General features: G+C 66.2%; 29 protein-coding genes and 1 tRNA gene. 12 read left to right on the forward strand and 18 right to left on the reverse strand.

All coding sequences use genetic code 11. The annotated features are described in order from the left end of the window. The first annotated feature begins 52 nt into the window (after positions 1–52). Positions 53–475 carry an ester cyclase gene (locus NIBR502772_RS18675; RefSeq protein ID WP_141141283.1) on the forward strand — a complete coding sequence of 141 codons (423 nt, stop codon included), beginning with the start codon at positions 53–55 and terminating at the stop codon, positions 473–475. A gap of 99 nt (positions 476–574) precedes the next feature. Here NIBR502772_RS18675 and NIBR502772_RS18680 read toward each other — a convergent pair whose 3' ends face one another. Beyond that, a complete protein-coding gene (locus tag NIBR502772_RS18680; RefSeq protein ID WP_141141284.1) occupies positions 575–2,251 on the reverse strand; it encodes an AMP-binding protein in 1,677 nt (558 codons plus the stop codon). A 104-nt stretch (positions 2,252–2,355) separates the two neighbouring features. Here NIBR502772_RS18680 and NIBR502772_RS18685 point away from each other — a divergent pair, with 104 nt between their 5' ends. After that, entirely contained in the window at positions 2,356–2,634 is a 279-nt protein-coding gene (locus tag NIBR502772_RS18685) for a putative quinol monooxygenase (protein ID WP_141141285.1), read from the forward strand. 99 nt (positions 2,635–2,733) lie between these two features. Here NIBR502772_RS18685 and NIBR502772_RS18690 read toward each other — a convergent pair whose 3' ends face one another. Together NIBR502772_RS18690 and NIBR502772_RS22955 are read right to left on the reverse strand one after the other, a co-directional pair. Next, positions 2,734–3,180: a co-chaperone YbbN gene (locus NIBR502772_RS18690; RefSeq protein WP_141141286.1), complete on the reverse strand. Its 447-nt coding sequence runs from the start codon at positions 3,178–3,180 to the stop codon at positions 2,734–2,736. Between the two features lie 4 nt (positions 3,181–3,184). Further along, positions 3,185–3,310: a hypothetical protein gene (locus tag NIBR502772_RS22955; protein ID WP_256370760.1), complete on the reverse strand. Its 126-nt coding sequence runs from the start codon at positions 3,308–3,310 to the stop codon at positions 3,185–3,187. A 31-nt stretch (positions 3,311–3,341) separates the two neighbouring features. Here NIBR502772_RS22955 and NIBR502772_RS18695 point away from each other — a divergent pair, with 31 nt between their 5' ends. Both NIBR502772_RS18695 and NIBR502772_RS18700 read left to right on the forward strand, forming a co-directional pair. Beyond that, positions 3,342–4,295 carry an ABC transporter ATP-binding protein gene (locus NIBR502772_RS18695; protein WP_141141287.1) on the forward strand — a complete coding sequence of 318 codons (954 nt, stop codon included), beginning with the start codon at positions 3,342–3,344 and terminating at the stop codon, positions 4,293–4,295. Further along, positions 4,292–5,092: an ABC transporter permease subunit gene (locus NIBR502772_RS18700; RefSeq protein WP_141141288.1), complete on the forward strand. Its 801-nt coding sequence runs from the start codon at positions 4,292–4,294 to the stop codon at positions 5,090–5,092. Before NIBR502772_RS18695 ends, NIBR502772_RS18700 begins: the two co-directional genes overlap by 4 nt. A gap of 18 nt (positions 5,093–5,110) precedes the next feature. On the opposite strand, the gene NIBR502772_RS18705 is transcribed toward NIBR502772_RS18700, so the two are convergent. Then, positions 5,111–5,680, reverse strand: a complete 570-nt coding sequence (locus tag NIBR502772_RS18705) for a thioesterase family protein (protein ID WP_141141289.1) — start codon at positions 5,678–5,680, stop codon at positions 5,111–5,113. Positions 5,681–5,751: 71 nt separating this feature from the next. Between NIBR502772_RS18705 and NIBR502772_RS18710 the strand changes: the two genes are divergently transcribed. Together NIBR502772_RS18710 and NIBR502772_RS18715 are read left to right on the forward strand one after the other, a co-directional pair. Further along, complete coding sequence (locus NIBR502772_RS18710) at positions 5,752–6,486, forward strand: potassium channel family protein (protein WP_141141290.1); 735 nt, start codon at positions 5,752–5,754, stop codon at positions 6,484–6,486. Between the two features lie 373 nt (positions 6,487–6,859). Beyond that, on the forward strand, positions 6,860–7,858 hold the full coding sequence (locus tag NIBR502772_RS18715; RefSeq protein ID WP_141141291.1) for a LysM domain-containing protein: 999 nt from the start codon (positions 6,860–6,862) through the stop codon (positions 7,856–7,858). A 107-nt stretch (positions 7,859–7,965) separates the two neighbouring features. On the opposite strand, the gene NIBR502772_RS18720 is transcribed toward NIBR502772_RS18715, so the two are convergent. The 3 genes from NIBR502772_RS18720 to NIBR502772_RS18730 all read right to left on the reverse strand — a co-directional run bounded on the left by NIBR502772_RS18720 (position 7,966) and on the right by NIBR502772_RS18730 (position 9,210). Further along, positions 7,966–8,397 carry a CBS domain-containing protein gene (locus NIBR502772_RS18720; RefSeq protein WP_104061841.1) on the reverse strand — a complete coding sequence of 144 codons (432 nt, stop codon included), beginning with the start codon at positions 8,395–8,397 and terminating at the stop codon, positions 7,966–7,968. A gap of 296 nt (positions 8,398–8,693) precedes the next feature. Then, positions 8,694–8,775: transfer RNA gene (locus NIBR502772_RS18725), tRNA-Tyr, on the reverse strand. 180 nt (positions 8,776–8,955) lie between these two features. Next, the gene (locus tag NIBR502772_RS18730; protein ID WP_141141292.1) at positions 8,956–9,210 is read right to left on the reverse strand and encodes a hypothetical protein; all 255 of its coding nucleotides are present in this window, start codon (positions 9,208–9,210) and stop codon (positions 8,956–8,958) included. Between the two features lie 225 nt (positions 9,211–9,435). Between NIBR502772_RS18730 and NIBR502772_RS18735 the strand changes: the two genes are divergently transcribed. Next, positions 9,436–9,927, forward strand: coding sequence for a YajQ family cyclic di-GMP-binding protein (locus tag NIBR502772_RS18735; protein ID WP_104061835.1), 492 nt, complete (start codon positions 9,436–9,438; stop codon positions 9,925–9,927). 141 nt (positions 9,928–10,068) lie between these two features. Here NIBR502772_RS18735 and htpX read toward each other — a convergent pair whose 3' ends face one another. Both htpX and NIBR502772_RS18745 read right to left on the reverse strand, forming a co-directional pair. Continuing rightward, complete coding sequence (htpX, locus tag NIBR502772_RS18740; protein WP_104061934.1) at positions 10,069–10,935, reverse strand: zinc metalloprotease HtpX; 867 nt, start codon at positions 10,933–10,935, stop codon at positions 10,069–10,071. Between the two features lie 76 nt (positions 10,936–11,011). Continuing rightward, positions 11,012–12,283 (reverse strand): MFS transporter, encoded by a 1,272-nt coding sequence (locus NIBR502772_RS18745; RefSeq protein ID WP_141141293.1) that lies wholly within the window; start codon positions 12,281–12,283, stop codon positions 11,012–11,014. Positions 12,284–12,361: 78 nt separating this feature from the next. Here NIBR502772_RS18745 and NIBR502772_RS18750 point away from each other — a divergent pair, with 78 nt between their 5' ends. The 5 genes from NIBR502772_RS18750 to NIBR502772_RS18770 all read left to right on the forward strand — a co-directional run bounded on the left by NIBR502772_RS18750 (position 12,362) and on the right by NIBR502772_RS18770 (position 16,751). Next, on the forward strand, positions 12,362–13,126 hold the full coding sequence (locus tag NIBR502772_RS18750; protein ID WP_141141294.1) for a hypothetical protein: 765 nt from the start codon (positions 12,362–12,364) through the stop codon (positions 13,124–13,126). Between the two features lie 30 nt (positions 13,127–13,156). After that, positions 13,157–13,639: a Fur family transcriptional regulator gene (locus NIBR502772_RS18755; RefSeq protein WP_104061832.1), complete on the forward strand. Its 483-nt coding sequence runs from the start codon at positions 13,157–13,159 to the stop codon at positions 13,637–13,639. A gap of 7 nt (positions 13,640–13,646) precedes the next feature. Beyond that, entirely contained in the window at positions 13,647–15,134 is a 1,488-nt protein-coding gene (locus tag NIBR502772_RS18760; protein WP_141141295.1) for a catalase, read from the forward strand. A 154-nt stretch (positions 15,135–15,288) separates the two neighbouring features. Continuing rightward, the gene (locus tag NIBR502772_RS18765) at positions 15,289–15,924 is read left to right on the forward strand and encodes a DUF2461 domain-containing protein (RefSeq protein WP_141141296.1); all 636 of its coding nucleotides are present in this window, start codon (positions 15,289–15,291) and stop codon (positions 15,922–15,924) included. Between the two features lie 53 nt (positions 15,925–15,977). Further along, positions 15,978–16,751 (forward strand): IclR family transcriptional regulator, encoded by a 774-nt coding sequence (locus NIBR502772_RS18770; RefSeq protein ID WP_168223573.1) that lies wholly within the window; start codon positions 15,978–15,980, stop codon positions 16,749–16,751. Positions 16,752–16,802: 51 nt separating this feature from the next. On the opposite strand, the gene NIBR502772_RS18775 is transcribed toward NIBR502772_RS18770, so the two are convergent. The 9 genes from NIBR502772_RS18775 to adhP form a co-directional block, all read right to left on the reverse strand. Then, positions 16,803–17,753: a sugar kinase gene (locus tag NIBR502772_RS18775; protein ID WP_246848584.1), complete on the reverse strand. Its 951-nt coding sequence runs from the start codon at positions 17,751–17,753 to the stop codon at positions 16,803–16,805. Continuing rightward, positions 17,750–18,415 (reverse strand): bifunctional 4-hydroxy-2-oxoglutarate aldolase/2-dehydro-3-deoxy-phosphogluconate aldolase, encoded by a 666-nt coding sequence (locus NIBR502772_RS18780; RefSeq protein ID WP_141141298.1) that lies wholly within the window; start codon positions 18,413–18,415, stop codon positions 17,750–17,752. The genes NIBR502772_RS18775 and NIBR502772_RS18780 overlap by 4 nt, the downstream gene beginning before the upstream one ends. Then, positions 18,412–19,182 (reverse strand): SDR family oxidoreductase, encoded by a 771-nt coding sequence (locus NIBR502772_RS18785; RefSeq protein ID WP_141141299.1) that lies wholly within the window; start codon positions 19,180–19,182, stop codon positions 18,412–18,414. Before NIBR502772_RS18785 ends, NIBR502772_RS18780 begins: the two co-directional genes overlap by 4 nt. Beyond that, the gene (locus tag NIBR502772_RS18790) at positions 19,179–20,246 is read right to left on the reverse strand and encodes a zinc-binding dehydrogenase (protein WP_141141300.1); all 1,068 of its coding nucleotides are present in this window, start codon (positions 20,244–20,246) and stop codon (positions 19,179–19,181) included. The genes NIBR502772_RS18785 and NIBR502772_RS18790 overlap by 4 nt, the downstream gene beginning before the upstream one ends. Continuing rightward, positions 20,243–21,220, reverse strand: coding sequence for a C-terminal binding protein (locus NIBR502772_RS18795; RefSeq protein ID WP_141141301.1), 978 nt, complete (start codon positions 21,218–21,220; stop codon positions 20,243–20,245). Before NIBR502772_RS18795 ends, NIBR502772_RS18790 begins: the two co-directional genes overlap by 4 nt. Then, positions 21,220–22,593: an MFS transporter gene (locus NIBR502772_RS18800; protein ID WP_246848585.1), complete on the reverse strand. Its 1,374-nt coding sequence runs from the start codon at positions 22,591–22,593 to the stop codon at positions 21,220–21,222. Before NIBR502772_RS18800 ends, NIBR502772_RS18795 begins: the two co-directional genes overlap by 1 nt. Positions 22,594–22,786: 193 nt before the next feature. Next, positions 22,787–24,355: an APC family permease gene (locus NIBR502772_RS18805; protein WP_141141302.1), complete on the reverse strand. Its 1,569-nt coding sequence runs from the start codon at positions 24,353–24,355 to the stop codon at positions 22,787–22,789. Between the two features lie 175 nt (positions 24,356–24,530). Beyond that, complete coding sequence (locus NIBR502772_RS18810; protein ID WP_141141303.1) at positions 24,531–24,938, reverse strand: DUF779 domain-containing protein; 408 nt, start codon at positions 24,936–24,938, stop codon at positions 24,531–24,533. Then, positions 24,938–25,960 carry an alcohol dehydrogenase AdhP gene (gene adhP, locus NIBR502772_RS18815; protein WP_210412322.1) on the reverse strand — a complete coding sequence of 341 codons (1,023 nt, stop codon included), beginning with the start codon at positions 25,958–25,960 and terminating at the stop codon, positions 24,938–24,940. The genes NIBR502772_RS18810 and adhP overlap by 1 nt, the downstream gene beginning before the upstream one ends. Positions 25,961–26,059: the final 99 nt, after the last annotated feature.

Genomic DNA, 26,059 nt, shown 5'->3' on the forward strand with positions numbered 1-26,059 from the left:
AGTCTGGAATTGTCCCAAACAGCGGACCACAGGACCAATCAAGGAGCAAACGATGAGCGCGGACGCAATTGCCAAGTCAGTAGAAGCCCTTAACTCTCACGATGCGAAGGCCTTTGCGGCAGCCTATGCCGCGGACGCGGTTGTCCACGACCCGAGCTACCCGCAGCCGCTGAAGGGGCGGGATGCTATTGAGCAGGACGTGGTGGATCTCCTGCGGGCTTTCCCGGATGTCAGTCTCACCGTGGGGCCCGTGCTCCAGGATGGCGAGACGTTCGCAGCCGAGTACACTCTGCGCGGAACGCACCAGGGACCGTTGGCATTGCCCGGCGGCGAGATTCCCGCCACCGGAAAGTCCTTCATCAATAACGCGGCCGTCTTCTCGAAATTCAATACTGACGGGGAAGTCACGGAGGAAAGCCGCTACTACGATGTAGCCGGCCTCATGGCGCAGCTTGGGGTGACTCCGACAACCTGAGCTCGAAGCCTCGGGCCTCAGGTGTCCGTTCACGCTAACACCGGTCACATACAGCGCGAGCGGACACTTGAGCCCCCGATGGTGTGACCCGCTTTGCTGTCAGAGCCCCAGGCGGGCCACGGCTTCCTCGCGCATCTCCACCTTGCGGATCTTCCCGGAAACGGTCATGGGGAAACTTTCGCGGACGTCCACGTAGCGGGGGATCTTGTAGTGCGCCAGTTTCCCGCGGCAGAAGTCGGCGACGGCGGCCGCGTCCAGCGGTTCCGCGCCGGGCGTGAGGATGATGCAGGCCATGAGTTCCTCGCCGTACTTGGCATCGGGCACCCCGATCACCTGCACGTCCTGGATGGACGGGTGGCTGTACAGGAACTCCTCGATCTCACGCGGGTAGATGTTCTCGCCGCCGCGGATCACCAGGTCCTTGATGCGGCCTTCGATCACCACGTAGCCCTCGTCATCAATCCGGGCGAGGTCGCCGGTGTGCATCCAGCGGTCGGCGTCGATGGCCTCCGCCGTCTTCTCCGGCTGGTCCCAGTACCCGGCCATGACGGCGTAGCCCCGGGTGCACAGCTCGCCGATCTCGCCGCGCTCCAGCACCTCGCCGGTGCCGGGGTCCACGATCTGGTTTTCCAGCCTCGGCATGGTGCGGCCCACGGTCTCGGTGCGATGCTGCAGCGTGTCACCGTGCCGGGTCATGGTGGACACCGGGGAGGTCTCGGTCATGCCGTAGCAGATGGCCACATCCACCATGTGCATCTCCGAGATCACCCGGTTCATCACATCAATGGGGCACACCGATCCCGCCATGACGCCGGTGCGGAGCGTTGCCAGGTCGTAGGAGGAAAAGTCCGGCAGCGCCAGCTCCGCGATGAACATGGTTGGCACGCCGTACAGCGATGTCCCGCCGAAGTCCTGGACCGCCTCCAGCGCGGCCGCCGGCGTGAAGCCGCGCCCGGGGATGATAGTGGCCGCACCGTGGCTGAGGGCTGCCAGGTTGCCGATCACCATCCCGAAGCAGTGGTAGAACGGGACCGGAATCACCACCCGGTCGTGCTCGGTGTAGCCCAGCAGCTCACCGATGGAGTAGCCGTTGTTCAGGATGTTGTGGTGCGTCAGCGTTGCGCCCTTGGGGAAGCCCGTGGTCCCGGACGTGTACTGCAGGTTGATGGGATCGTGCGGGTCCAGCTCCGCCATCCGCGCCTTCAGGGAGGAATGGCCGACGGCGTCAGCCCGCTTGAGCAGCTCGGCGTACGTCAGCTCCCCGTCACTTTGGGGATCCCCGGCGTCGAGCCCGTCCATGCCGTAATCCGGCAGGAACACCAGTTCCCGCAGGTCCGGGCAGCCGGCGAGCGCCTGGCGCGCCATCCCCACGTAGTCGCTGTTCCGGTCCGACGGTGCCGCCACCAGCATCCGCATGCCGTTCTGCTTCACCACAAACTCCAGCTCGTGGCTCCGGTAGGCCGGGTTCACGTTGACCAGGATGGCACCGGCTTTGGCCGTGGCGTACTGCAGCAGCGTCCACTCAGCGCAGTTCGGGCTCCAGATGCCCACCCGGTCCCCTTTGGCCACCCCCGAGGCGAGGAGCGCACGCGCGAGGCGATCGACGTCGTCGTTCATTTTCGTGTAGCTCCAGCGGCGGGCATCAGCGCCCGGGACCGGCGCGGCCTCGATCAGTGCGTCGTGGAGGGGGAACCGGGCCACCACCCGTTCAAAGTTCTGGCCGATGGTTTCCTCAAGGAGCGGGACGTCAGTGTCCCCGGCTGTGTAAGCGCGCATGCTGGCACGCTACCGTCTGGCCCCCGGCAATGAAAGCGCAACAGGAGGGTGTCCGCGCGTAAACAGGGCGGGCGTGCATCCCGAGTCCCGGTATTGTGAAATCCATGAGTGCACCCATCGACCTGCAGGCAACGTTCATCCCCAACGACGGCGAGTTCTTCCGTGTGAAGCTCGCCCTGGAAATCGCCATCGACGAGGTGGTGAACGAACCCGGCTGCATCCGCTACGAGCTGACCGAGGCTACCGAAGAGAAGCTGGTCCTCACGGAACAGTGGGAATCCGAGGAACTGCTGGCGAAGCACTCCAAGGGCACCGCAGTCCAGGACCTGAACGAATCCCTGAGCGCGCTGCTGGCCGAACCCGTGCAGCTGGCCCGCCTCTAACCCTCGCTTAACCATCGACTGCTCCGTAAGTGCCGTTTTGAACGTTCAAAAGGGCCCTTACGGAGCAGTCGATGTTTTTTACAGAGGAACCAGGGGCGCTTAAGCCTCGGGGATCTGCGATCCGTCCTGAGGACCCGACGTCTTTCCGGCGGTGGCCGGGTTGCTTTCCGCGGCTGCTGCGGCTTCCGCCTGTGAGCGCGCCACATGGGCGTGGACCTCGTCCATGTCCAGGGCCTTGACGGCGTCAACAACCTGCTCCAGCTGCTGGGCGTTCAGGGCGCCGGGCTGGGAGAAGACCAGGACTTTTTCGCGGAAGGCCATCAGGGTGGGGATGGACGTGATGCCGGCCTCGGCGGCGAGCTGCTGCTGGGCTTCGGTGTCCACCTTCGTGAACAGGACGTCGGAATGCTTCTCCGACACGGCGCTGTACGTGGGCCCGAACTGCTTGCAGGGACCGCACCATTCAGCCCAGAAGTCCACCAGGACAATGTCGTTGCCTTCGATGGTCGTTGCGAACTGTTCACCTGTGATGTCTACGGTTGCCATGCCTTCAACGGTACGCGAGGCACAGGCCGATGTCCCAGCCGGGGGCGTCCTGTTCGCTCCCCGCGTCATCGGGAATATCCGGTACGGGGCCGTGTACACCGGGCACGGCGAGGCCTACCCTTGGGGTCATCAGCCGCTGACTGCCGCACACAGGAGGGTTCATGGCCCAGGCTATTTCCACCCGGTCCCTCACCAAGAAGTTCGGCCGGCGCGAGGTGCTCCACGGGGTGGATTTCAGCGTCGAAGCGGGCTCCGTGTTCGGCGTGATCGGCCCGAACGGCGCGGGCAAGACCACCACCATGCGCTGCCTGCTGGACATCATCCGCCCCACGTCGGGGGAGGTCAGGGTCCTGGGCAAGGACCCCCGGGCGGGCGGCCCGGAGCTCCGCCGGCGGATCGGTTACCTTCCTGGCGAGCTGTTCCTCGAGGGCCGTGTCACGGGCCGGACGCTCCTGGCCCACTACCAGGCCATCAGCGGTCCGGTGGCCCCGGGCAGGATCGATGGCCTTGCCGAACGGCTGGGGCTGGACCTGGACCGCCACACGCGCAAACTGTCCAAGGGCAACAAGCAGAAGCTCGGGCTGGTCCAGGCGTTTATGCACGACCCCGAGCTCCTGGTTCTTGACGAACCCACCAGCGGCCTCGATCCGCTGGTCCAGCAGGAATTCCACGCGATGGTCCGCGAGGCGCAGCACCGCGGCCAGACCATCTTCCTCAGCTCCCACGTCCTCAGCGAGGTCCAGCAGACCGCTGACACCGTGGCGATCCTCCGGGAAGGACGGATCATCGCCGTCGAGTCCGTGAGCGGGCTTCGGGAAGGTGCGGTGCGCCGGGTCCGGTTCACCGCGAACGGAATAACAGCGCACGACGCCGGCGCGCTGCTGGGTGGGGTGCCCGGCGTCGGGCACGTTGAGGTGCTGGAGTCCGGCGGCAGCATCACCTTTTCGGCGACCGTGGAGGGGGCCATCCAGCCGCTGGTCAGGGCCCTGGGCACCCTGGAGCTGACGGACCTGGTGCTGGAGGAACCGGATCTTGAGGAGTCGGTGCTCAAGATGTACTCAACTCCCGCAGCCACGGACCCGGCATTGCCCGGCACGGCGGAGGCCGCCCGATGAGCACCACCCTGCCGCTGTTCCGCCGGGCCTTCTTTGATTCCTGGCGCTCCACCGTGGCGTGGGCCGCGGGCCTGGCCGCCGCCACGTTCCTCTATCTGCCGCTGTACCCGTCCATCGGCGGGAGCGCGCAGATGCAGGACATGATCGACGCCCTCCCGGCCGAGATGACCAAGGCGCTGAACTACGACCAGATCGCCACCGGTCCCGGGTACACCCAGGCCACGCTGTTCGGGCTGATCGGGTTCCTGCTGATGACCATCGCTTCGGTGGGGTGGGGCGCCGCCGCGGTGGGCGGGGACGAGGAATCGGGCCAGCTGGAACTGACCCTCGCGCACGGGGTGACCCGCGTCCAGGTGGTGCTGGAACGAGCGCTGTCCCTGTTCCTGCGGGTAGTGCTGCTCGCGGCCTTCGTTTTTGTGCTGGTCCGGCTGCTCAATGATTCTGCCCAGCTGAATATCCGGCCCGAGAACCTCTTCGGCGCAGCAGTGCTGTTTGCCGGGCTGGCCCTGCTGAGCGGTATGGCCGCATTATGCGCCGGGGCAGTGTCCGGAAGGCGGACGTACGGGCTGGCCGCGGGCGCCGCCGTCGGCGTTCTTGGTTACGTCTTCAACGCCGTCGGCCGGCAGAGCGCGGACGTCGAATGGCTGCTGGACCTGAGCCCCTACCACTGGGCTTACGGGAATTCGCCGGTGGCCAACGGCGCGGACTGGGCCGCGGCAGGGTGGCTCTGGGGAATTTCGGCTGCGCTGGTGGCCGTGGCCGCGTTCGCCGTGAACAGGCGCGACGTCGGCGCGTAGCTTCCGGGTGACCGGCGCTCAGGCCTTGCGTTCCCGGGTGAGGCTGTCCCAAACGTGCGGCGCCGGCGTCCGGCTACCGGGCAGGGCGTTGGTCTCCCGCCATTCGTGGATCCACTCGGGCAGCACCAGGTCCGCCGGGGGCTGGCCGAACTCGCGCAGGATCTCCTCCTGGCTGACTGGCCTGCCCTTGTTGACCAGGCGGGTGGCGATGTAGGCACGCGCGTAAATCTCGCCGTCGGACACCATGCGCTGCTCAAAGTAGATGGCTTTGGCATCCAGGCCGATGATCTTTGTTTCGATGGTGTACTGCTGCCACAGCTGCAGCGACTTCCGGAAGGCGATGGTCTCCCCCGCCGCCACAGGGCTCCAGCTGCGCCGGCGCATTGTCTTCCATACGCCGCTGCGGACCATGAGGTCGAACCGGCCCAGGTCCATGAGGGAAAAGTACATGCCGTTGTTAACGTGCATGGCGATGTCGATGTCGGTGGGAAGGACGCGCAGCGGCAGGGACGACGCGTCCCAGATTGTCAGTGTGGAGCGGCGGGCGGACGTGAACAGCATCAGGAGGGTTCGCAGAAGCAGGTGCATGCTCCAATGTTACCCATCAGTAACTTACTGGCAAGCCTGACTCCTGTGCGCTCCCGCGTAGGATGTGGCGCATGACGCAACAACGCTACCGGGACCTCGCCGAGTGGCCGCTGATGGGGACGGCACTGGTGTTCCTGGCGGCCTATGCGTGGCAGGTGATTGGCCGCGTCGACGGCAGCGGCGCGGAATGGCTTGAGTCGGTGATGTGGCTGACGTGGGGTATCTTCGCCCTGGATTACGCCGCGAACCTGTGGCTGGCCAGAGAGCGCCGCCGCTGGTTCCTCTGGAACCTGCACGAACTCCTGATCGTGGCCCTGCCATTCTTCCGGCCCCTGCGCCTGCTCCGGCTGGTCACGCTGCTGTCGGTTCTGCACAGGACCATCGGCGAAACCCTCAGGGGCCGGGTGGTCACGTACGTGGCCGGGTCAGCGGTGCTCCTGGTATTCGTGGGCGCGCTGGCGGTGCTCGACGTTGAACAGTCGGCCCCGGACGCCAAGATCCTGACGTTCGGCGACGCCCTGTGGTGGGCCATCACCACCATCACCACCGTTGGGTACGGCGATATGTACCCCGTGACGCCGATCGGCCGGATGGTTGCCGCGGCCCTCATGATGAGCGGCATCGCCGTGCTGGGTGTGGTCACCGCATCCATCGCTTCCTGGCTGGTCCAGCGCGTTGAGGAGTCCACGGAAGCTGCCGCGGAGTCCATAGAGGAACCTTTGCGGGCAGAACTGACCGGCCTGGTCACGGAGATCGCTGCGCTGCGGCGCGAAGTGGCCGAGCTCAGGGACCGCCCCTCGTTGTAGGAATGTCCCGGTAGAAATGTCCAGCGGGGCAGGCGGCTGGACACCGAGTAGTCGCCGCCGCGGGGCCAAGTATTCGGCGGAAAAACTCAGGTAACGCCTACTCGTGCAGTGCCTGGCGCAGCTTCCTAGACTCGAAATTCCTAGGGCCAAACAAAGTTGCCGGCGCATCCTCCGAGCTGGGGTGGATGATGCCGCTACATAGCGGGGCATCCGTATCTTCTGGGTATGCGGGCGCTCCCATCATGCGCGCTTTCCGTGCGCGGTTCCGTCATAGACCGGCACCGCGCAAGCGCATCACTCCTCGATCCGTCCTGCATTGGAACTTGCGGCCCACTGCCGCCCTGTTGCCGGACCGACCTGCGATGGGCCACCCATGTACCAGTTGACCGCACCTATTCCCAAACCACCCCGCCGAAATTTCGAAACCGATGTCCCGCGGGCCGACCTCCTGTCACCGGTGCACCGGCCGATCAGCAACAAGCTGTGGGCCGGCATGGCCACCGCCGCCGTGATTTCCGCCTTCGGAGTCGGCGCGTTGGCCGGCCCCGTCCCCACGGCAGAGATATCCGCGCCACCGGAGGCCATCACGACGGCGGCGTCCCCAGTTGTGCGCGTTGCCCGGCCTTTGGCCGCGGTGCCGTTGGATGCGCCCTATGTTGGGTCCGTTGAGTTTGGCAGTGCGGGAGTTGGCAATGCGCAGCCGGAAGTCGCAGAAGCAGCGGTGCCTCCGGCGCCTGCCGAGGCTCCTCCACCACCGCCAGCGCCCGAACCTGCTCCGGCACCTGCCGGCGACCCCAACCTCTACACGGTTGTCCCCGGCGACACGGTGGGTGGGATCGCGGGCCGGTACGGCGTTGACACGAACGCGATGCTGGCCGCCAACGGGCTGGGCGTCTACAGCATCATCGTCCCGGGCCAGACGCTGAAGCTGACGGGGCCCGCCGTCGAGGTTTCCGCCCCGGCACCGGCCGCGGTTGCGGCGGCACCCGCTGCTGCTTCGCCGGCCTACATCCCCGCCCCGGCGCCGGTCCAGGCCGCGCCCGCTGTCCGCACCATCTATGTCGCGGGGGCTGGCGGACAGGCCATGGTGGACGCGTGCATCGGGCCGATCCACTTCACACCCAACGACGGCTACTCGCTGTTCATCACGGAGCACGACTTCTGCGGCGGGTGGGCGCGCTTCTCCGGCATCGGCGTGGGCGAGACCGTCAGCATTCCGGGCTACGGGACATACACGGCGACCGCCCGGGGCCAGGTCCCCAACCCGGGAACCACCAACGATGTCATCGCGGTATTCGGCGGATTCCCTCGGGCCATCCTGCAGACGTGCATCCCGGGGACCAACCAGATGCTGCTGATCGCCCTGAACTAGGCTCTGGTCCGGCCGGGTTTCGCGGTCCAGGGTTTCCAAAGCTTGTTCGCGGTTCCGAACCTTCAAGGCAAGGAGCCGCGAACAAGGCCATGCGGGAATTAGTCAGACTATGCAGACATCGGGTGGCGTTCGGAAATGTGCTCCACCAGTTCGCCCACGCGCTCCTCGGTGTAGTTGCGCGCAATATCGCCCTGGCTGATGATGCCGACCATCTTGTGGTCGACGATAACCGGGAGGCGCCGGACCTGGTGCCTCTCCATGATTTCGATGGCTGCGTCAACGCTGGCATCGGCGTCCACCCAGTAGGGCTTGCCGGTGGCTAGCTCGCTGGCCAACATCTCGCGGGGATCACGATCGGCCGCAACGCACCTGAGTACGATGTCGCGGTCGGTGATCATGCCCTTCAACTTGCCGTCATCGCCGCAGATCGGCAGCGATCCACAATCCAGATCCAACATCATCCGAGCGGCATCTGCGAGGGACTGATGCTCCTTAATACACTGTGCATCCGTGGTCATAAATTCACGTACAACGCTCATGGTTCTCCTTCATCGATTGATGTATCGACGCAGGGCATCGGGGTCACATGCGCCGATGCTGCCAGCCTACGCCGGGGGCAACGCTGCTGTCGACGACGGTTTCTTGGCTGACTTCCGACGCTGCTTTTCCCCTCTTCGTGGTCAAATCCCCGTGTAACGCCGCGGGGAACAGACCATACGGCGGGGAAAACCCGAAGCCCGACGGAAGCTGCGGACGTGCCAGGCTGCAGGGGCCTCTGGCTTTCGGGCACAAAAAGGCCTCCGGAACCTGGTGGTTCCGGAGGCTTTTCCTTGGGTGGCAGATGAGGGATTCGAACCCCCGTAGGCGTTGCCAGCTGATTTACAGTCAGCCCCCTTTGGCCGCTCGGGTAATCTGCCGAACTTCAAAAGAAGATCACCCCCGGCTGCAGTGTTCAGAACGTCCATTTCCGGGCCGTTCCGCTTCCAGTAACCGCGGGCAAGACAACTTTACAGAACTTCTGCCGAAACATCGAATCGAGGCTGCAGACCCCTGGAAATGCCGTCAGAGGCCCCGCAATTCCGCGGAAAACCGGCGGCTCAGGCGTCGCCGAGAATCCGCCCGGCCAGCCGCGCCTCGAACTTCACGGCCTGCTCCTCGGTGATCTGGTTCAGCTGGACCGCCCGCAGCAGGTCCTCGCTCACACCCTCCATGCGGGCCGAGGCATCCGGGACCGGGCTGAAAATAATAGAGCCTGCCAGGGCTGCAGCGGCGACTGATGTGGCAGCAGTGGCGACAGCGCCCGCAGCTGCGGCGGTGGTTCGGGTGACGTAACGGACGGCTTTGTGTTGCATGGCTTTCCCTTCGACCTGTTTCCAACTCGTTCAACTCTCGCCTGCCCGGCTTCGTTCCCGCAGTGCGTCCGCTATGAGAGAACTGTGAATCACGAACAGCGCCGAATCCACAACAGCGCCGCTCCCGCACCAGCGCCACAGGCGGGCGATCCGTATTAGGCTGGAATGCAGAGATCCACGCCCTGCAGAGCCATTGTCAGGGCAACCACCGGCACAAGGAGAATCATGGCAGGCGAGTCAACGTTCGACGTCGTAAGCAAAGTGGACAAGCAGGAAGTGGCCAACGCGCTGAACCAGGCCCAGAAGGAACTGGTCCAGCGCTACGACTTCAAGGGCGTCGGCGCCGAGGTCGAATTCAGCGGCGAGAAGATCCTGATGAAGGCGAACTCGGAGGAACGCGTCCTGGCCGTGCTGGACGTCCTCCAGTCCAAGCTGATCCGCCGCGGCATCTCCCTGAAGTCCCTGGACACCGGCGAGCCTTACCCCTCCGGCAAGGAATTCCGCCTCGAAGCCTCCATCAAGGAAGGCATCGAGCAGGACCTGGCCAAGAAGATCAACAAGCTGATCCGCGATGAGGGCCCGAAGGGCGTCAAATCCCAGATCCAGGGCGACGAACTCCGCGTCTCGTCCAAGTCCCGCGATGACCTGCAGTCCGTCATGGCGCTGCTGAAGGACTTTGACGAGGCGGACCTGCAGTTCGTCAACTTCCGCAGCTAGCGGACCAAACCCTCGTTTTCGAGGCGCAAAGATTCCGCCGCTGACAAAAGACGCCGGCGCTACCGGAATACGGGCAGCGCCGGCGTTTTTGCGTGTCCCGGGTGAAAGTACGACGGCGGCGCCCGGGTCGGTCAGTCAGCCTCAGTTAAGCGGCCGGCCGGCAATCCGTTCCAGCCGGGCGATCCGCTCCTTCATCGGCGGGTGCGTGGCGAACAGCTTGGTCATGGCCCCGCCGCGGAACGGGTTGGCGATCATCAGGTGCGAGGTGTTGACCAGCTTCTGCTCCTGCGGCAGCGGCGCGATCCGTACGCCCTGCTCAATCTTGCGCAGGGCTGAGGCGAGCGCCAGCGGATCGCCAGTGAGCTGCGAACCGTCCTCGTCGGCGTCGTACTCGCGGGTCCGGGAGATGGCCAGCTGGATGAGCGAGGCGGCAAACGGTGCCAAAAGGGCCATCGCCAGCATGGCCAGCGGGTTGGAGTTGCGCCGGTCGCCGCCGAAGAACAGCAGCATCTGGCCCACGGACGTGATGACGCCGGCCACCGCGGCTGCCACCGAGGACGTGAGGATGTCCCGGTTGTACACGTGCATCAGCTCGTGGCCCAGGACCCCGCGCAGCTCGCGGGTATCCAGCAGCTGCAGGATCCCTTCGGTGCAGCACACGGCGGCGTTTTTGGGATTCCGGCCGGTGGCGAACGCGTTCGGGTTCATGGTGGGTGATAGGTAGATGCGGGGCATCGGCTGGTTGGCCCGGACGGAGAGCTCCCGGACAATCTGGTAGAGCTGTGGCGCCTGGGCCTCCGTGACGGGGTAGGCCTGCATGGAACGGATGGCGATCTTGTCGCTGTTCCAGTAGCCGTACGCGGTGGTGGCCACGCCGATCAGGGCCATGATCCAGATGGGGGCTGAACTGCGGGTATTGATCCCGATCAGTCCGCCCAGGCCCAGGAGCACCGCCCACAGGACGCCGAAGAGCGCCGCAGTTTTCAGGCCGTTGTAATGCTTGTGCACGTCCACTCCTCCACGTCGCCCTGACAAAGTTGCCCCGACAGGTTGCCTCGACAGGTTGCCCCAACAAGGCATGGCCCTAAGGCACGGGGTCGCGGGCATCGTACTGCCGGAAGCCCGGCTGCAGCAGTGCCGCCAGCCAGGCCACCGCGATGCACAGAACCCCGCCCAGAAGCAGGACCCAGCCCTCACTGAGAATCTTAGTCCCGCCGCCTGCCAGCAGGTCACCCACGCGCGGCCCACCGGCCACCACCACGATGAAGACCCCCTGGAGCCGGCCGCGCAGGTGGTCCGGCGCAGCGGCCTGCAGGATGGTGTTGCGGAAGACGGCACTGATGGAGTCTGCGATTCCGGCCAGGGCGCAGCACAAAGCCGCCGGGACCAGCCAAACGGTGGCCCCGCCGTCGTCCGTCCGTCCTGCCAGGAGCACCACCACACCGAATCCGGCAATCGAGGCGCCCCAGCCCATCACCGACCACACCACGGCACTCCCCTGCCACCGGACATGGCCGAGCGGCCCGGAAAACAGGCCGGCCAGGAACGCGCCCACCGCGCTGGAGGCCAGCAGGATGCCCACCGTGGTTTCGCCGCCGCCGATCATCAGCGCACCGATGGCCGGCATCAGCGCACGCGGCTGGGCGAGGATCATGGCCACGAGGTCGATGATGAAGGTCATCCGCAGGTTGGGCCGGGTGCCCAGGAACCGGAACCCCTCGACGACAGACCGGATCCCGGCCCGCCCGGCGCTTCCCGACGGCGGCATGGACGGGAGCCTGAAGACCGCCCAGAGCACAAACGCGAAGCTGATGAAGTCGATGGTATAGGTCCAGCCGAAGCCCACCCACGCCACCAGCACCCCCGCCAGCAGAGGTCCCACCGTCAACGCCAGCCCGAACGACATCATGCTGAGCGCGTTGGCCGCGGGAAGCAGTTCCTTGCGGATAAGCGTGGGGATGATGGCACTGCGGGCCGGCTGGTTGATGGCCTGGGCACCGCTTTGGAGCGCCACCAGGAGATAGAGAATCCAGACGTTTCCCAGCTGCAGCCAGGACTGCAGCGCGATCAGGCCGGTAGTCAGCCACAGGACGGAGGTTGCCAGGAGCGCCACCGTGCGGCGGTTGTGGGAGTCGGCGATGGAGCCGCCCAGCAGGCCGCCGAACACCAGCGGCACCAGCGCAAACACACCCAGCAGTCCCACATAGAAACTGTCCTGCGTGAGCCGGTATACCTCCAGGCTCACGGCCACCAGCGTGAGCTGGCTCCCCACGGCCGAGACGGCGGAACCCAGCCAGAGCCGGCGGAAGGCCGGGCTCTCCCGGAGCGGTGTGATATCGGCCAGCAGTTTCCCCACCCTGCAACCCTAATAGCGCATCAGTGTCCTGTTCTGTCACACGCTTGGTATCCTCAGGCGGGGGAAAGGAGTCGGCAGATGCATATGTCCAGGCGGCTGCTTTTTGCCTCGGCTTGCTGGGAGGTTGCCCGGCCCCGGACCGCCCTGAACGCCGGCCATCTCCTGATCAGGCTCACGAATCCGGCCATGGCGTTCGATCTCCGCTCCGCCACCGACTGGCTGCACTGCCACAACACCGCCCGGCAGGCCCTCGCCGAAGTTCTGGGGGCCGGCCGCTGCACCGTTATGTTTGCGCACCAGTGGCACCCCATCGGAGCGGCCATCGGCGAACCGGAAGCGGAATCCTCCACGCCCACGTTCCACGTCTTCGGGCGCTGGGACGCCGAGCCGGTCACGCCCGGCGAACAGCTGCGCCTGCCCGTTCAGCGCCGCGTGCCGGCCGCAGCGGAAGAACTTAGCGAGTACGACGGCGGCCTCCGCACCGCCCTGCGCCGGCTGGCTGTTGCGCGCCCGGCGGAGCCCGTCCCGCCAGTGGAAGGCACCCTCCCGGAACTCACTGCCAGGACTCCGAATTTCAAGGCCGGCGCGCACCACACGGTGCTCGCGCCGGCGTTGCCGCCGGCGCCGGGCCGTCCCGGCCTGACACCCGGCCACCTGCTGGCGCTGGCCGCCGCCGTCGAGGGCCTGGCAGCCCGCCCCGGCGTGACCGGGCTGAGCTGCGTGGTGCCGGAACCCGGACCCGGCGGCCTGGAAGTCCATGCCATGGGCCGCTCGGCAGGAGAATCCCGCAACCCCATGCAGGAATTCCTGGACCTGCCGAAGGTAAGCCAAGCCTTATTGTGATCGACTCATAATAAGTGCTTCAATAGAAGCATGACGGAACACTTTGGCGGCCACGATGCATGGGCTGCCGCCCTGCGTGCCCACGGCCGCCGGGTGACCAAACAGCGGCTCGCCGTGCTGACCGCCGTCGAACACCATCCGCACTCCCCCGCGGAGAGCATCCTGGCCGCCGCGCGCACCGAACTTCCGGAGCTGACCGCGCAATCGGTATACGTGGTCCTCGGCGACCTGACCGATCTGCACATGCTGCGCCGCTTCGAGCCGCCGCATTCCCCCGCCCTGTACGAGACCCGCGTCGGTGACAACCACCACCACGCCATCTGCATCAGCTGCGGCCGCGTGGAGGACGTCGAATGCGCCGTCGGGCACGCGCCCTGCCTCACGCCGCACTGGGATGAGAACTCCAAGCCGATGACCATCCAGATCGCCGATGTGATGTACCAGGGCATCTGCCAGGACTGCCAGGCGTCCCAAAAACTTCCTTCTAGTACGTCCCAAGTAATCGAGAAATAGGAGAAAAATGACTGCGAACATCTCTACAACCCAGTCCGGCGCGCCCGTCACTTCCGACGCGCACGCACAGTCCGTCGGCGCCGACGGCGCCATCATCCTCACGGATCACTACCTGATCGAAAAGCTCGCCCAGTTCAACCGCGAGCGCGTGCCGGAGCGCGTAGTGCACGCCAAGGGCGGCGGCGCGTTCGGTACGTTCAAGGCCACCTCGGACATCTCCAAGTACACGAAGGCCGCGTTCCTGCAGCCCGGTGTTGAGACCGAGATGCTGATCCGTTTCTCCTCCGTCGCCGGCGAAGCAGGCTCCCCGGACACCTGGCGCGACCCCCGCGGTTTTGCCGTCAAGTTCTACACCTCCGAGGGCAACTACGACCTCGTGGGCAACAACACCCCCGTCTTCTTCATCCGCGACGGCATCAAGTTCCCGGACTTCATCCACTCCCAGAAGCGCCTCCCGGGCACGCACCTGCGCGATGCGGACATGCAGTGGGACTTCTGGACCCTGTCCCCGGAATCCGCACACCAGGTGACCTGGCTTATGGGTGACCGTGGCCTGCCGGCGTCCTGGCGTGAAATGCAGGGCTACGGCTCGCACACCTACCAGTGGATCAATGCCGAGGGCGAGCGCTTCTGGGTCAAGTACCACTTCAAGTCCAACCAGGGCGTCAAGACCATCTCCGGTGACCAGGCTGAAGAGCTGGCCGGCTCGGACGCGGACTTCTACATCCGCGACCTGCAGGACAACATCGCCGAGGGCAACTTCCCGTCCTGGGAACTGCACGTCCAGGTCATGCCGTACGAAGACGCCAAGGGCTACCGCTTCAACCCGTTCGACCTCACCAAGGTGTGGCCGCACTCGGACTACCCGCTGATCCACGTGGGCACCATGGAGCTGAACAAGAACCCGGAGAACTACTTCGCGCAGATCGAGCAGGCCACCTTCGCGCCGTCGAACTTCGTGCCGGGCATCGCCGCCTCCCCGGACAAGATGCTGCAGGCCCGCATCTTCTCCTACGCCGACGCACACCGCTACCGCGTGGGCACCAACCACGCGCAGATCCCGGTGAACCAGCCGAAGAACCAGGTCAACAACTACAGCCAGGACGGCGCCGGGCGTTACCACTTCAACGCCCCGTCCGTACCTGTTTACGCCCCCAACTCCTTCAACGGCCCTGCAGCCGTTGAGCCGGCTTCCCCGGCCGGCGGCTGGGAGAACGACGGCGAGCTCACGCTCTCCGCGCACTCCCTGCACGCCGAGGACGGCGACTTCGGCCAGGCCGGCACCCTGTACCGCGAGGTGTTCGACGACGGCGCCAAGGCCCGTCTGCTGGACACCATCACCGGTGCGGTGGGCGGCGTGAAGAACGCCGAGATCAAGGAACGCGCCATCCAGTACTGGACCAACGTGGACGCCGAACTCGGCGCCAAGCTGCGCGCCAACCTGGGTGCGGGCTCCACTGACTCCGACGCCGAGGCTGCCAACAAGATCGGCTAGCCTTTCTGCCCCTGTGGTGCAACGTCCGCCCCGTCACGGTTTCCGTGGCGGGGCGGTCTTGTTTCCACACAGCTCTAGTTTCCACACAGCTCTTGTTTCCACATAGGAGCCTGCCGCTCTGGCCGGGCTGCCCGGTGGTCCCTAGGATCACTGCATGAGTACATTCCAGGGCATCCCTGCAGGGGCATTCGCGTTCTATGCCGAACTTGAGCACAACAACAACCGGGAGTGGTGGCTGGAGCACAAGGACAGCTACAACACGCTGGTCCGGGATCCGGTCACCGCCCTGCTGGCCGAACTGGAGCCGCGGTTCGGGCCGGGCAAGATCTTCCAGCCCAACCGGGACATCAGGTTCTCCCAGGACAAATCGCCCTACAAGACTGCCCAGGGAGCGTTCGCATCGTCTCAGGAAGGCGTGGGGTATTACGTCCAGGTGAGCGCCGACGGGCTGCTGGTGGGCGGCGGCTGCCACACCAGCACGCCGGCCCAGCTGGCCCGCTTCCGGAACTCCGTGGATGCGTCCGGGACCGGCGAAGCGCTGCGGCACATCGTGGCAACCGTGGCTGCCGCGGGCTTTGCCGTGGAGGGCGAAAAACTCAAGACCGTGCCGCGCGGTTTCGACAAGGACCATCCCCGGGCGGAGCTGCTGAAGCACAAGTCGCTGTCCGCCGGCATCGAACTGGGCCAGCCGGAGTGGCTGGATTCGCCGGCGGCAGTGCAGGAAATCGAGGCGCTGTGGGACAAGCTGCGGCCCCTGGTGGACTGGGTGGGCCGGCATGCTGCCCCGTGACGCCGTACTTCCTGTAGATGGGATGGCTCCCTATACGTGGGATAATTGGGGGCATGGAAGCTAATCCCGCAGGGGCCCGCACGCTGGAGCGCGGACTCAGCCTGCTCGACCACGTGGCTGCGGGCGCCCACCGGCTAGAAGACATCACTCAGGCCTCGGGACTCAGCCGCTCGGCGACCCACCGCATGCTGACCACACTCGTGGCGGGCCGGTACCTCAGCCAGCAGCCGGACCACAGTTACCATCTGGGCATCAAACTGCTGGAGCTCGGCACCAAAGCGGAGGCAAAGATCAGCCTTCCCGACACCGTGCAGACCATCCTCGCCGGGATCGCCAAGACCACGCAGGACACCACGCACCTGGGCATCCTCAGCGGCGACGATGTCCTGTACCTGGCCAAGGCCCGCGGCCATCGCGGCATTGAAATGGCGTCCCGCCCCGGGGCACGGCTGCGGGCGCAGAACACCGCCATGGGCAAGGCCCTGCTGGCAGCCCAGTATGGAAATGACGAGGCCGTCCGCGCCTTCGATACGGCGGCGATCGCCACACCCCGCTCCATCCAGGATGTTGACGCGTTCCGGGCGGTGCTGGATCAAGCCCGGGCGGACGGCTACGCGCTGGATGACCAGGAGAACGAACTCGGCATCACCTGTGTTGCCATCGCCATCCCGGACCTGCTCGGCAGGGTCGCGGCCGCTGTCTCCATCTCAGCCCCCAGCGTCCACATGACGCCGGAACGGATTCAATCACTCGTGGCGCTGCTCCAGGACGTGCAGCCTGAGCTCAGCCGCTGCCTGCCGCCAGGATTTGAAAGGGCCTGGGTCTAGACGACCACGCGCCGATCCAGGCCCTTTCCCGCCGGCCCCTTTACAGGATGCTCAGCGTGCCACCGGTTCCGTGGCGTCCAGCATGGCCAGCTCGTGCCGGCGCGGCATGCCTTCCCAGTCGCCGGGCACCAGGCAGGCAAAGGCTCCCGTGCGGACCGCTGTCAGCAGCCGCTCCTGCACCGAGGCCCCGGCCAGCAGGTCCGAGATGTAGCCGGCCACAAAGGCGTCGCCGGCCCCCACGGTGTCGATGGCGTTGACCCGGACGGCGTCCTGCACGTATTCCACCCCGTCGATCACGGCGGCACAGCCTGCAGACCCCCGTTTGATGACAGCCTGGCCCGGCCCGAGGGCGGCGACCCGGCGGGCCAGCTCCAGCGAATCATCCGATTTTCCTACCGCGATGGCGGCTTCGTCGTCCCCGGCGAACACGACGTCCGCCTGGGCAATGAAGTTCCGGAAAACGTCACGGGCGTCGTCGGCGGACCACAGCGCGGCGCGGTAGTTGAGGTCGAACGAGACCAGGACGCCTGCTTCACGGGCAACGTCCAGCGCATATTGCGCCGCCCGCGCTGCCTCCGCCGAAAGTGCGGGCGTGATGCCCGTGAGGTGCAGCAGCCGGGCGTTGGCAATCCGCTCGGCCGGGATGTTCTCCGGAGACAGCCGGGAGCCGGCGCTGCCGGCCCGGTAGTACCAGACCTTGAGCTGGTCCATGGTGCGCCGCTCTTTGATCATGAGGCCGGTGGGCGCCGACTCGTCACGCAGCGGGTCAACCACGATGCCCTCGGCCGCGAGCTCACGCAGGACGAGTTCACCGAGGCTGTCGTTGCCGACGCGTCCCACCCAGGTCACCGAGGTGCCCAGGCGCCGCAGCGCGATGGCAAAGTTGCTCTCGGAGCCGCCCATGCCCAGGCTGAGCGAGGACACCTGGGCCAGCGGGCCGGGCGTCTCGGCCTTCATCAGGCCCATCGTTTCGCCGAGGGTCACGACGTCGGTAAAGGTCACCGGGCACCCCTCGCCTGGACGGCGTCCGCCACCAGAGCGCTGAGCTGCCGGGCACGGGCCGTGAGGGCAGCGAGGTCCCCGCCGGAGAACGCATCACGGAGCAGCGGGCCGCCCAGGCTGACGGCAAGCGCCCCTGCGGCGATCCAGTCCGCGGCGTCATCGATGCCGATGCCACCGGACGGAATGACCCGCATGTCCGGGAAGGGCCCTCGCAGCTGTCCGATGTAGCTGGGGCCCACAGTGGAGGCGGGGAACAGCTTCACGGCGGTTGCCCCCGCCTGCATGCCGGACAGCAGTTCGGTGGGCGTCAGCCCGCCGGGGAACACCGGAACGCCGGCCGCAACCGCAGCGTGGATCACGTCCGTCACCATGGCGGGCGTCACCAGGTAGTCCGCGCCGCCGTCGAGCGCCTGCGCAGCCTGGTCACCGGAGGTGACGGTGCCGACGCCGATTTCCGCGTCGGCGCCGAACTGCCGTTTGATGTCCGGCAGGAGGTCGAACACACCATCGGTGCTGAGGGTCAGTTCGATGGACCGGACGCCGCCCTTGACCAGGGCGTCGATGACCGGCGCGTATTCCCGGGCATGCCGGGCGCGGAGGACGGCCACCACAGGATTGGCCTGCAGGATGGCGGAAACGGGAGGGCTCTGGAGATCGCTCATCGGGCCAGCCACCCGCCGTCGACCGGCAGTACGACGCCGTGGATATAATCCGCGGCCGGGGAGGCAAGGAACACCACGGCGCCGGCGAGGTCGCCGCCGGTGCCCCAGCGTGCCGCCGGGATCCGGACTGAAATCTGTTCGTGGCGCTGGGCGTCTGCCAGCAGCGCCTCGTTCATGTCAGTGGCGATATAGCCCGGCGCAACCGCATTGACGTTCACGCCGCGGGGCGCCCATTCGTTGCACAACGCCTTGGTCAGCTGGGCCACGGCGCCCTTCGACGCGGCGTAGGCCGGAACCCGCAGGCCGCCCTGGAACGTGAGCAGGGAAGCCATGTTGATGATCTTTCCGCCACCGCGCTCCACCATCGGGGTGCCGAAGCCCTGGCACAGCTGGAAGACGGCGCGGGTGTTGATGGCCATGACGCGGTCGAAGTCGGACAGCGGGAACTCTGCCGCGTCGTGCCGGATCTGGGTTCCGGCGTTGTTGACCAGGATGTCGATCTGGTGTCCCGCCAGGGTTTCCGCTGTGGCGGCGGCCACGGATTCTTCGCTGGTCAGGTCCACGTGGACCGCGGCGGCGGTGACGCCTGCCTTTTCCGCAGCGGCTGCCAGTTCCGGGGCCAAGGGGCCGCGCTGTAGTGCCACAACGCTGGCGCCGGCGTTGACCAGCCCGAGCGCAATGCCCAGGCCGATCCCGCGGGAGGCGCCGGTCACGGCCGCGGTTTTGCCGCTGAGGTCGAACGGCGATTTCTCTGCTGTGGGGTTCATGAGCTTTCCTGGGTTTTCGGGGCGGGCGCCGCGGCTGGGCTGACAAAGACTTTGAGGACGCGTCCGGACGCCATCGCCTGGTCAAAGGCCTGGCGGGTGTCCTCCAGCGCGAACACCTGGGTGGGAATGCGGTCCAGCCCCAGTTCGCGGCCTTCGATGAGTTCCACCGCGCGTTCCACGGCCGCCCTCGTGTAGACCCGGACGCCCACCACGGTGTTCTCGGCAAACGTCAGTGCCTGGAGGTCCAGTTCGACGGGCTTCTTGTAGACGCCCACCAGGACCACGGTGCCCCGCACACGGACGGCCCGGGGAAGCATCGCGGCAACCGAGGAGTGGGCGGCGGAGTCGAAGACGATGTCCGCGCCGTCCCCGCCCGTGGCGGCAAGGATGGCCTGAATAGGGTCGTCCCCGGGTGCCACCGTGGCGAAGCCCAGTTCCTCGGCCACCTGGCGGCGAGCCTCTGACGGCTCCGAAATAAGGACGCTGCCGGCTCCCTGGTGGCGTGCCACCAGGGCTGTCAGGATGCCGATGGGCCCGGCGCCGAAGATCACCACCCGCTCGCCGCCGGCCAGGCCGGCCCGGGATACCGCGTGGACGGCCACAGCCAGGGGTTCGGCGAGGGCGGCCTCCTGGAGGGGCACGGCGTTGCTGACCGGGATGAGCGCGGAGGCAGGCAGTGCCACGTACTCGGCGAGGGAGCCTGCGACGTCGATCCCGTACAGTTTCAGCGCCCGGCAGACGTGGGTGTCCCCGCCGCTGCACGGGTGGCATTCGCCGCAGTGGATGAGGGGCTCCACGGTGACCCGGGTGCCCGCCGCCGGGCCGGTCGCCGCCGCGACCTCCACGATGCCGGTGATCTCGTGGCCCATGACCAGGGGAGCCTCGGCGCGGGGGTGCGTTCCGTGCAGGATGGAAAAGTCGGAGCCGCACAGGCCGGTCATTTCCGTCCGGACCAGGGCCCAGCCTGAGGGGATTTCAGGAACGGGCAACTGCCGCGGTTCGATCGTGTCCGGCGCCGTCCACACAGCGGCGCGCATGGTGCTGTTCAGGAGTGCGGCGCTCATACCAGCACTCCTGCGTTCATCACGTTGCGCGGCATGCGTCCGGCGCAGACCTCGAGGACGTTTTCAACGGTGCGGCGTTTCAGTTCCGCATAGGATTCCTCGCTGTACCAGGCAGCGTGCGGTGTCAGCACGGCGTTTTCGCAGCCGATCAGCGGGCTGGTCAAGTCCAGGGGTTCTTCTTCGAAGACGTCCAGCCCGGCACCGTAGAGCTGGCCGCTTGCCAGGGCGTCGGCAACCGCAGCCGTGTCCACCACTCCCCCGCGGCAGGTGTTGACCAGCACGGCGCCGCGTTTCATCTGCGCGAGCACGCCGGCGTTGATCAGGTGATGCGTATGGGAATTGAGCGGAACGTGGAGGGACACCACGTCAGCGCGGGAAATCACTTCCTCAAACCCGACGACGGCGACGCCATCCGCCGTCGTCGTACCGATTTCCGCTAGCGGGTCAGACCCGATCACCGTGTAGCCCAGGCCCTTGGCCTTGCGTGCGGTGGCCGCGCCGATCAGGCCCAGACCCACCACGCCGAACACCCTGGTGGATATCCGGTGCAGGGGCTGGACCGGCAGCAGCGAGTGTTCCCCGCGGCGCATGCCGCGGTCCAGCCGGGTGATTCCGCGGGCCAGGCTGACGGCCAGTGCAATGGCGTGGTCGCTGACATCCTCGGTGCCGTAGTCCGGCACGTTGCAGACGGCGACGCCGCGGGCGGTGGCCGCCTCGACGTCGAGGGTGTCCACGCCCACGCCGTACCTGCCGATCGCCTTCAGCTGCGGCAGGGCCGCGAGGACGCGGTCCGTGATGGGGGCGTACTGGACCACGATGGCGTCGGCGGTGGCAGCGGCGGCAATAACGTCCTCCTCGGTCCGGCACTGGGCAAGGACCAGGTCCACGCCGGCGGCGTCGGCGACGGCCTGCTCGATGGCGATGGAGTCGTGGTCGCAGTCGGTGATAACGATGCGGGTGGGCGTGGCTGGCATTACTTGGCGTCCTCTTCTGTGAGCAGGTCACGATCGACGGTTTCGGGGGCTTTGATGGTGGTGACCAGGCTGATGCCCATCATGGCCATCATGTAGATGGCGACCGGGATCCAGGAGCCGCTGAACGCGGTGACCAGCGCCGAGCAGATGAGCGGTGCGATGCCGCCGCCGAAGACGGAGGAGAATTCCCGGCCCAGCGCGACGCCGGCGTAGCGGTACCGGGAACCGAAGAGCTCGGGGAAGTACGCTGCCTGGACGCCCACGGATCCCTGCGCGGCGAAGATGAAGCCGAGCACGATCACCAGCGAGATCAGGAACAGGTTTCCGGTGTTCAGCAGCAGGAAGGCCGGGACGGGGAAGACAAACAGGAACGCCGTGATGATGAGGTACATCCGGCGGCGGCCGAAGCGGTCGGAGAGGGTGCCGAAGGCGTAGGCCGAGACGCAGGCGAAGAGCGCGCCCACGAGCAGGACCTTGGGAATGAACGTTGCGTCAATCTTGAGCTGCGTGATCAGGTAGGAGCCCAGGAAGACCTGGAAGATGTACGAGTGCGCGTTGGCGCCCACGTTCATAAAGAAGACCCGGAACAGGCCCGCACGGCCGTTCTTGACGACGTCGGACACGGGAGTGGCGCGGACGGCGCCGGCGATCTCTTCCTTCTTTTCCTCAAAGACCGGTGATTCCTTCAGCTTGCGGCGGATCACGTAGGCGGCGATGGTGACGAAGATCGACGAGAAGAACACAAGCCGCCAGCCGTAGGCTTCCAGGGCTTCGCGGGGCATCATCTGCACCAGGATCCAGACGACGGCGCCCATCGCGGTGCCGGCGGCGGCACCAACGAAGACGAGCGAGGCGTAGCGTCCGCGGCTGCCCTTCGGCGCAGTTTCCGCCACCAGGACCACGCCGCCGGCCTGTTCGGCGCCGGCACCGAATCCCTGGAGGAAGCGGCAGGCAACCAGCAGCACGGGGGCCCAGATGCCCGCCTGCTCGTAGGTGGGCAGCAGGCCTATGGCGAACGTGGCGATGCCCATCAGGAAGAGCGTGGCAACCAGCACCCACTTGCGTCCCAGCCGGTCACCGTACTTGGAGAAGAAGAGGCCGCCGAGGGGGCGTGCCCCGAAGCCGACGGCGTAGGCACCGAACGCGGCGATGATACCGATGGCGGGGTCGATGTTCGGGAAGAAGATCTTGTTGAAGATGATCGCCGATGCGGTTCCGTAGATCACAAAGTCGTACTGTTCGAGCGCGGTGCCGATCAGGCCGGCCCATGCGGCCCTGCGGACGGGCGCCTTGTCGGTGGCCCCGGGGGCCACCTCATTGCCTTCGGGGTCCAGGACCGCCGACTTACTGCGAACAACATCGTTCTCAGCCACAGTTCACCATTTCTCTTTGGTGCCGAAGCACGTTTCCGATTATCGGGACGGCATCCCGAAAACTCCAAGCACGACTATATAGGTGTTATCGGCCAGATCACAAAGGCGGGTTAAACGGCAGAGGCACCCTGCCACCAATGGGGTGGACGGGTGCCTCTGTCTTATTTGCAGCCTTGGCTGCGGGGGTGCGGGGTTACGGGCGGGTGAGTGCCTCGTCGCGGGCTGGGGCCTCACTGCCGGCAAGGCGGGCGTCCGCGCCGGAATCCGTGGCGTCCACGGCGGACTTGGCCTCGGCGAACTTTTCGTTCAGGCGGGAGTGCCGCTGGCCGTAGGCGAAGTAGATCACGACGCCGATGACCAGCCAGCCGGCGAAGAAGATCCATGTCTCCACGGCGAGGTTCGTCATCAGGTACAGGCACAGGACGGCCGAAACCACCGGGAGGACCTTGCCGAACGGGACGCGGAAGGACGGCTTCAGGTCCGGGCGCTTTTTGCGCAGCACCAGGATGCCCAGGCTCACTACAACAAACGCCGACAGCGTGCCGATGTTGATCATTTCTTCCAGCAGGTCAACGTTGGTCAGGCCGGCCACAAGTGCTACGGCGGCGCCGCAGATGATCTGGAGGCGGACCGGCGTCGAACGCTTTTCGCTGGTCTTGGACAGCGCGCGGGGCAGCAGTCCGTCGCGGCTCATGGCCAGCACTACGCGGGACAGCCCCATCAGCAGCACCATGATGACGGTGGTGAGGCCAATCAGGGAGCCGAAGGCGATGACCTTGGCCGCGGTGGTGTTGCCGACGGCCTCGAAGGCGGTGGTGAGGGTGGGTGTCTCGGCTGCCGCGAGGTCCGTGTAGGACACCATGCCGGTGAGCGCGAGGGACACCAGGATGTAGAGCAGCGTCACCACGGCCAGGCCGCCGAAGATGCCCCGCGGCAGGGTCTTCTGCGGGTTCTTGACTTCCTCCGCGGACGTGGCCACGACGTCAAAGCCGATGAAGGCGAAGAACACCAGCGCGGCGCCGGCGAAGATGCCGAGCGTGCCGTACTGGGCGGGCGCGGCACCGGTGAGGAAGCCGAAGAACGACTGCTTCAGGACATCCGCGGAGCCACCGGCGGTGGGTTCCGCGGCGGGCACGAACGGCGTGTAGTTTTCGAACTTCACGTACGTGAAGCCCACCACGATCACAAACAGCACAACGGCGATCTTGATCAGGGTGAAGACGTTGCCCACACGGGCGGAGAGCTTGGTGCCCAGCACCAGGAGGACGGTGAAGACGGCAACGATCAGGAACGCGCCCCAGTAGAGGTCCACGCCGCCAAGAGACAGTGCGGGCGGCACGTCGGCCCCCATCAGCGCAAACACTTTGCTGAGGTAGATGCCCCAGTACTTGGCGATCACTGCCGCGGCGGTGAAAAGTTCCAGGATCAGGTTCCAGCCGATGATCCACGCCAGCAGCTCGCCCATGGTGGCGTACGTAAAGACGTAGGCCGACCCGGCGACCGGAATGGCGGTGGCGAACTCGGCGTAGCACATGATGGCCAGGGCACACGTCACGGCGGCAATGGCGAAGGACAACGTCACGGCGGGGCCGGAGAAGTTGGCCGCAGCCTTGGCGCCGACCGAGAAAATGCCGGCGCCGACAGCGACGGCGACACCCATGATCATCAGGTCCCAGCTGCTGAGCGACCGCTTGAGCTTGCGTCCGGGTTCATCGGCGTCGGCGATGGACTGCTCGATGGATTTGGTCCGGAGAAGGTTCATAAGGAGATCCACAATCCTGATAGGGGATGGAAACAGACTTACCAACTTTACTGTCCAGCCACTGGACGCTTCCAACCGTCCCGCATCGTGAGACACCCATAGTGCCGAAGTTAATTGCGAAAAACACCTTGAGGCCCTCCTTTTGGAGGGCCTCAAGGCTAAAGCATCGAACCGACTAGACCGGCCAGTCCATCAGCTTTGACCGGATCATGAACCGTTTGCCTTCCGGCGACTCAACCGAGAACCCGCTCCCCCGGCCCTGGACCACGTCCACGGTCAGATGGGTGTGGCTCCAGTAGTTGAACTGCTCCCTGGACATCCAGAACTCGAGAGGCTGCGGATCCAGGCCGTCGGCGATGTCGAACAGCCCCAGGAGGACGTCCGCTTCCGCGGTGATGAACTCCCCGGCCGGATAACACATAGGCGAGGACCCGTCGCAGCAGCCGCCGGACTGGTGGAACATCAGGGGCCCGTGCTGCCCCCACAACTTCCTGAGCAGTCCCAGGGCCTCGGCGGTGAGAGCCACGCGGGAGATGTCCTCCCCGGGCAGCGTCACCGCCGCGTCAAGCCTCGCCTCCATCATCAGTACTTGATAACGACGCGGCCGTCGATCTTGGCGTGCTTCATCTCGTCAAGAACGGCGTTGACCTCGGAAAGCTCCCGGGTGGAGACCGTGGGGTGGATCTTGCCCTCCGCGTAGAACTCGAGGGCTTCCTCCAGGTCCTGCCGGGTCCCCACGATCGAGCCGCGGACGGTCAGGCCCTTGAGCACAATCTCGAAGATCGGTGCCGGGAAGTCGCCCGGCGGCAGGCCGTTGAACACAATCGTCCCGCCGCGGCGGGCCATGCCGATCGCCTGGCCAAAAGCAGACGGGTGTACTGCGGTGACCAGGACTCCATGGCAACCTCCGGTTTCACGTTGGATGACTTCGACGGGATCTTCGTGCAGCGCGTTGACGGTGAGCTCGGCGCCGTGCTTCTTGGCCAGGGCGAGTTTGTCGTCCGCGATGTCCACGGCAGCAACCCGCAGTCCCATGGCAACCGCGTACTGGACGGCAATGTGCCCGAGTCCGCCGATACCGGAGATGGTGACCCACTGTCCGGGCCTGGCTTCGGTCATCTTCAGGCCCTTGTAGACCGTGACGCCGGCGCAAAGCACCGGTGCGACTTCAACGGGGTCCGAGCCCGCCGGGATGCGTGCGGCAAAGCGCGTGTCCACGAGCATGTACTCCCCGAACGAGCCGTCCACGCTGTAGCCGGCGTTCTTCTGTACTTCGCAGAGTGTCTCCCAGCCGGTGCGGCAGTACTGGCAGTCGCCGCAGGCGGACCAGAGCCAGGCGTTGCCGACGAGGTCGCCGACGGCGAGGTCGGTGACACCCTCGCCCAGGGCAACCACTTCGCCCACGCCTTCGTGGCCGGGGATGAACGGCGGTGTCGGCTTGACCGGCCAGTCGCCCGCAGCTGCGTGGAGGTCTGTGTGGCAGACGCCGGTGGTGATGACCTTGACCAGCGCCTCACCCCGGCCCGGGGTGGGAATGGGGAGGGTCTGGATCTGAAGATCCTTGCCGAATTCGGTTACTACTGCTGCTTGCATTGTCGTCGTCATTGGCGAAATCCTTGCGTAGATAAAGCGATGGTGCGGTGGAGGTGGTGCTGCCGTCCTGAGGGGTGGCCAGGACGGTGCAGGCGGGGACGGACCAGTGCT

The organism is Pseudarthrobacter sp. NIBRBAC000502772, assembly GCF_006517235.1.
Classification (GTDB): domain Bacteria; phylum Actinomycetota; class Actinomycetes; order Actinomycetales; family Micrococcaceae; genus Arthrobacter.

Bases quoted from the DNA above. Each gene is read 5' to 3' on its own strand.
- NIBR502772_RS18675 (WP_141141283.1), top strand. From the start codon at position 53: ATGAGCGCGGACGCAATTGCCAAGTCAGTAGAAGCCCTTAACTCTCAC.
- NIBR502772_RS18680 (WP_141141284.1), bottom strand. From the start codon at position 2,251: ATGCGCGCTTACACAGCCGGGGACACTGACGTCCCGCTCCTTGAGGAA.
- NIBR502772_RS18685 (WP_141141285.1), top strand. From the start codon at position 2,356: ATGAGTGCACCCATCGACCTGCAGGCAACGTTCATCCCCAACGACGGC.
- NIBR502772_RS18690 (WP_141141286.1), bottom strand. From the start codon at position 3,180: ATGGCAACCGTAGACATCACAGGTGAACAGTTCGCAACGACCATCGAA.
- NIBR502772_RS22955 (WP_256370760.1), bottom strand. From the start codon at position 3,310: ATGACCCCAAGGGTAGGCCTCGCCGTGCCCGGTGTACACGGCCCCGTA.
- NIBR502772_RS18695 (WP_141141287.1), top strand. From the start codon at position 3,342: ATGGCCCAGGCTATTTCCACCCGGTCCCTCACCAAGAAGTTCGGCCGG.
- NIBR502772_RS18700 (WP_141141288.1), top strand. From the start codon at position 4,292: ATGAGCACCACCCTGCCGCTGTTCCGCCGGGCCTTCTTTGATTCCTGG.
- NIBR502772_RS18705 (WP_141141289.1), bottom strand. From the start codon at position 5,680: ATGCACCTGCTTCTGCGAACCCTCCTGATGCTGTTCACGTCCGCCCGC.
- NIBR502772_RS18710 (WP_141141290.1), top strand. From the start codon at position 5,752: ATGACGCAACAACGCTACCGGGACCTCGCCGAGTGGCCGCTGATGGGG.
- NIBR502772_RS18715 (WP_141141291.1), top strand. From the start codon at position 6,860: ATGTACCAGTTGACCGCACCTATTCCCAAACCACCCCGCCGAAATTTC.
- NIBR502772_RS18720 (WP_104061841.1), bottom strand. From the start codon at position 8,397: ATGAGCGTTGTACGTGAATTTATGACCACGGATGCACAGTGTATTAAG.
- NIBR502772_RS18730 (WP_141141292.1), bottom strand. From the start codon at position 9,210: ATGCAACACAAAGCCGTCCGTTACGTCACCCGAACCACCGCCGCAGCT.
- NIBR502772_RS18735 (WP_104061835.1), top strand. From the start codon at position 9,436: ATGGCAGGCGAGTCAACGTTCGACGTCGTAAGCAAAGTGGACAAGCAG.
- NIBR502772_RS18750 (WP_141141294.1), top strand. From the start codon at position 12,362: ATGCATATGTCCAGGCGGCTGCTTTTTGCCTCGGCTTGCTGGGAGGTT.
- NIBR502772_RS18755 (WP_104061832.1), top strand. From the start codon at position 13,157: ATGACGGAACACTTTGGCGGCCACGATGCATGGGCTGCCGCCCTGCGT.
- NIBR502772_RS18760 (WP_141141295.1), top strand. From the start codon at position 13,647: ATGACTGCGAACATCTCTACAACCCAGTCCGGCGCGCCCGTCACTTCC.
- NIBR502772_RS18765 (WP_141141296.1), top strand. From the start codon at position 15,289: ATGAGTACATTCCAGGGCATCCCTGCAGGGGCATTCGCGTTCTATGCC.
- NIBR502772_RS18770 (WP_168223573.1), top strand. From the start codon at position 15,978: ATGGAAGCTAATCCCGCAGGGGCCCGCACGCTGGAGCGCGGACTCAGC.
- NIBR502772_RS18780 (WP_141141298.1), bottom strand. From the start codon at position 18,415: ATGAGCGATCTCCAGAGCCCTCCCGTTTCCGCCATCCTGCAGGCCAAT.
- NIBR502772_RS18785 (WP_141141299.1), bottom strand. From the start codon at position 19,182: ATGAACCCCACAGCAGAGAAATCGCCGTTCGACCTCAGCGGCAAAACC.
- NIBR502772_RS18790 (WP_141141300.1), bottom strand. From the start codon at position 20,246: ATGAGCGCCGCACTCCTGAACAGCACCATGCGCGCCGCTGTGTGGACG.
- NIBR502772_RS18795 (WP_141141301.1), bottom strand. From the start codon at position 21,220: ATGCCAGCCACGCCCACCCGCATCGTTATCACCGACTGCGACCACGAC.
- NIBR502772_RS18805 (WP_141141302.1), bottom strand. From the start codon at position 24,355: ATGAACCTTCTCCGGACCAAATCCATCGAGCAGTCCATCGCCGACGCC.
- NIBR502772_RS18810 (WP_141141303.1), bottom strand. From the start codon at position 24,938: ATGATGGAGGCGAGGCTTGACGCGGCGGTGACGCTGCCCGGGGAGGAC.
- adhP (WP_210412322.1), bottom strand. From the start codon at position 25,960: ATGACGACGACAATGCAAGCAGCAGTAGTAACCGAATTCGGCAAGGAT.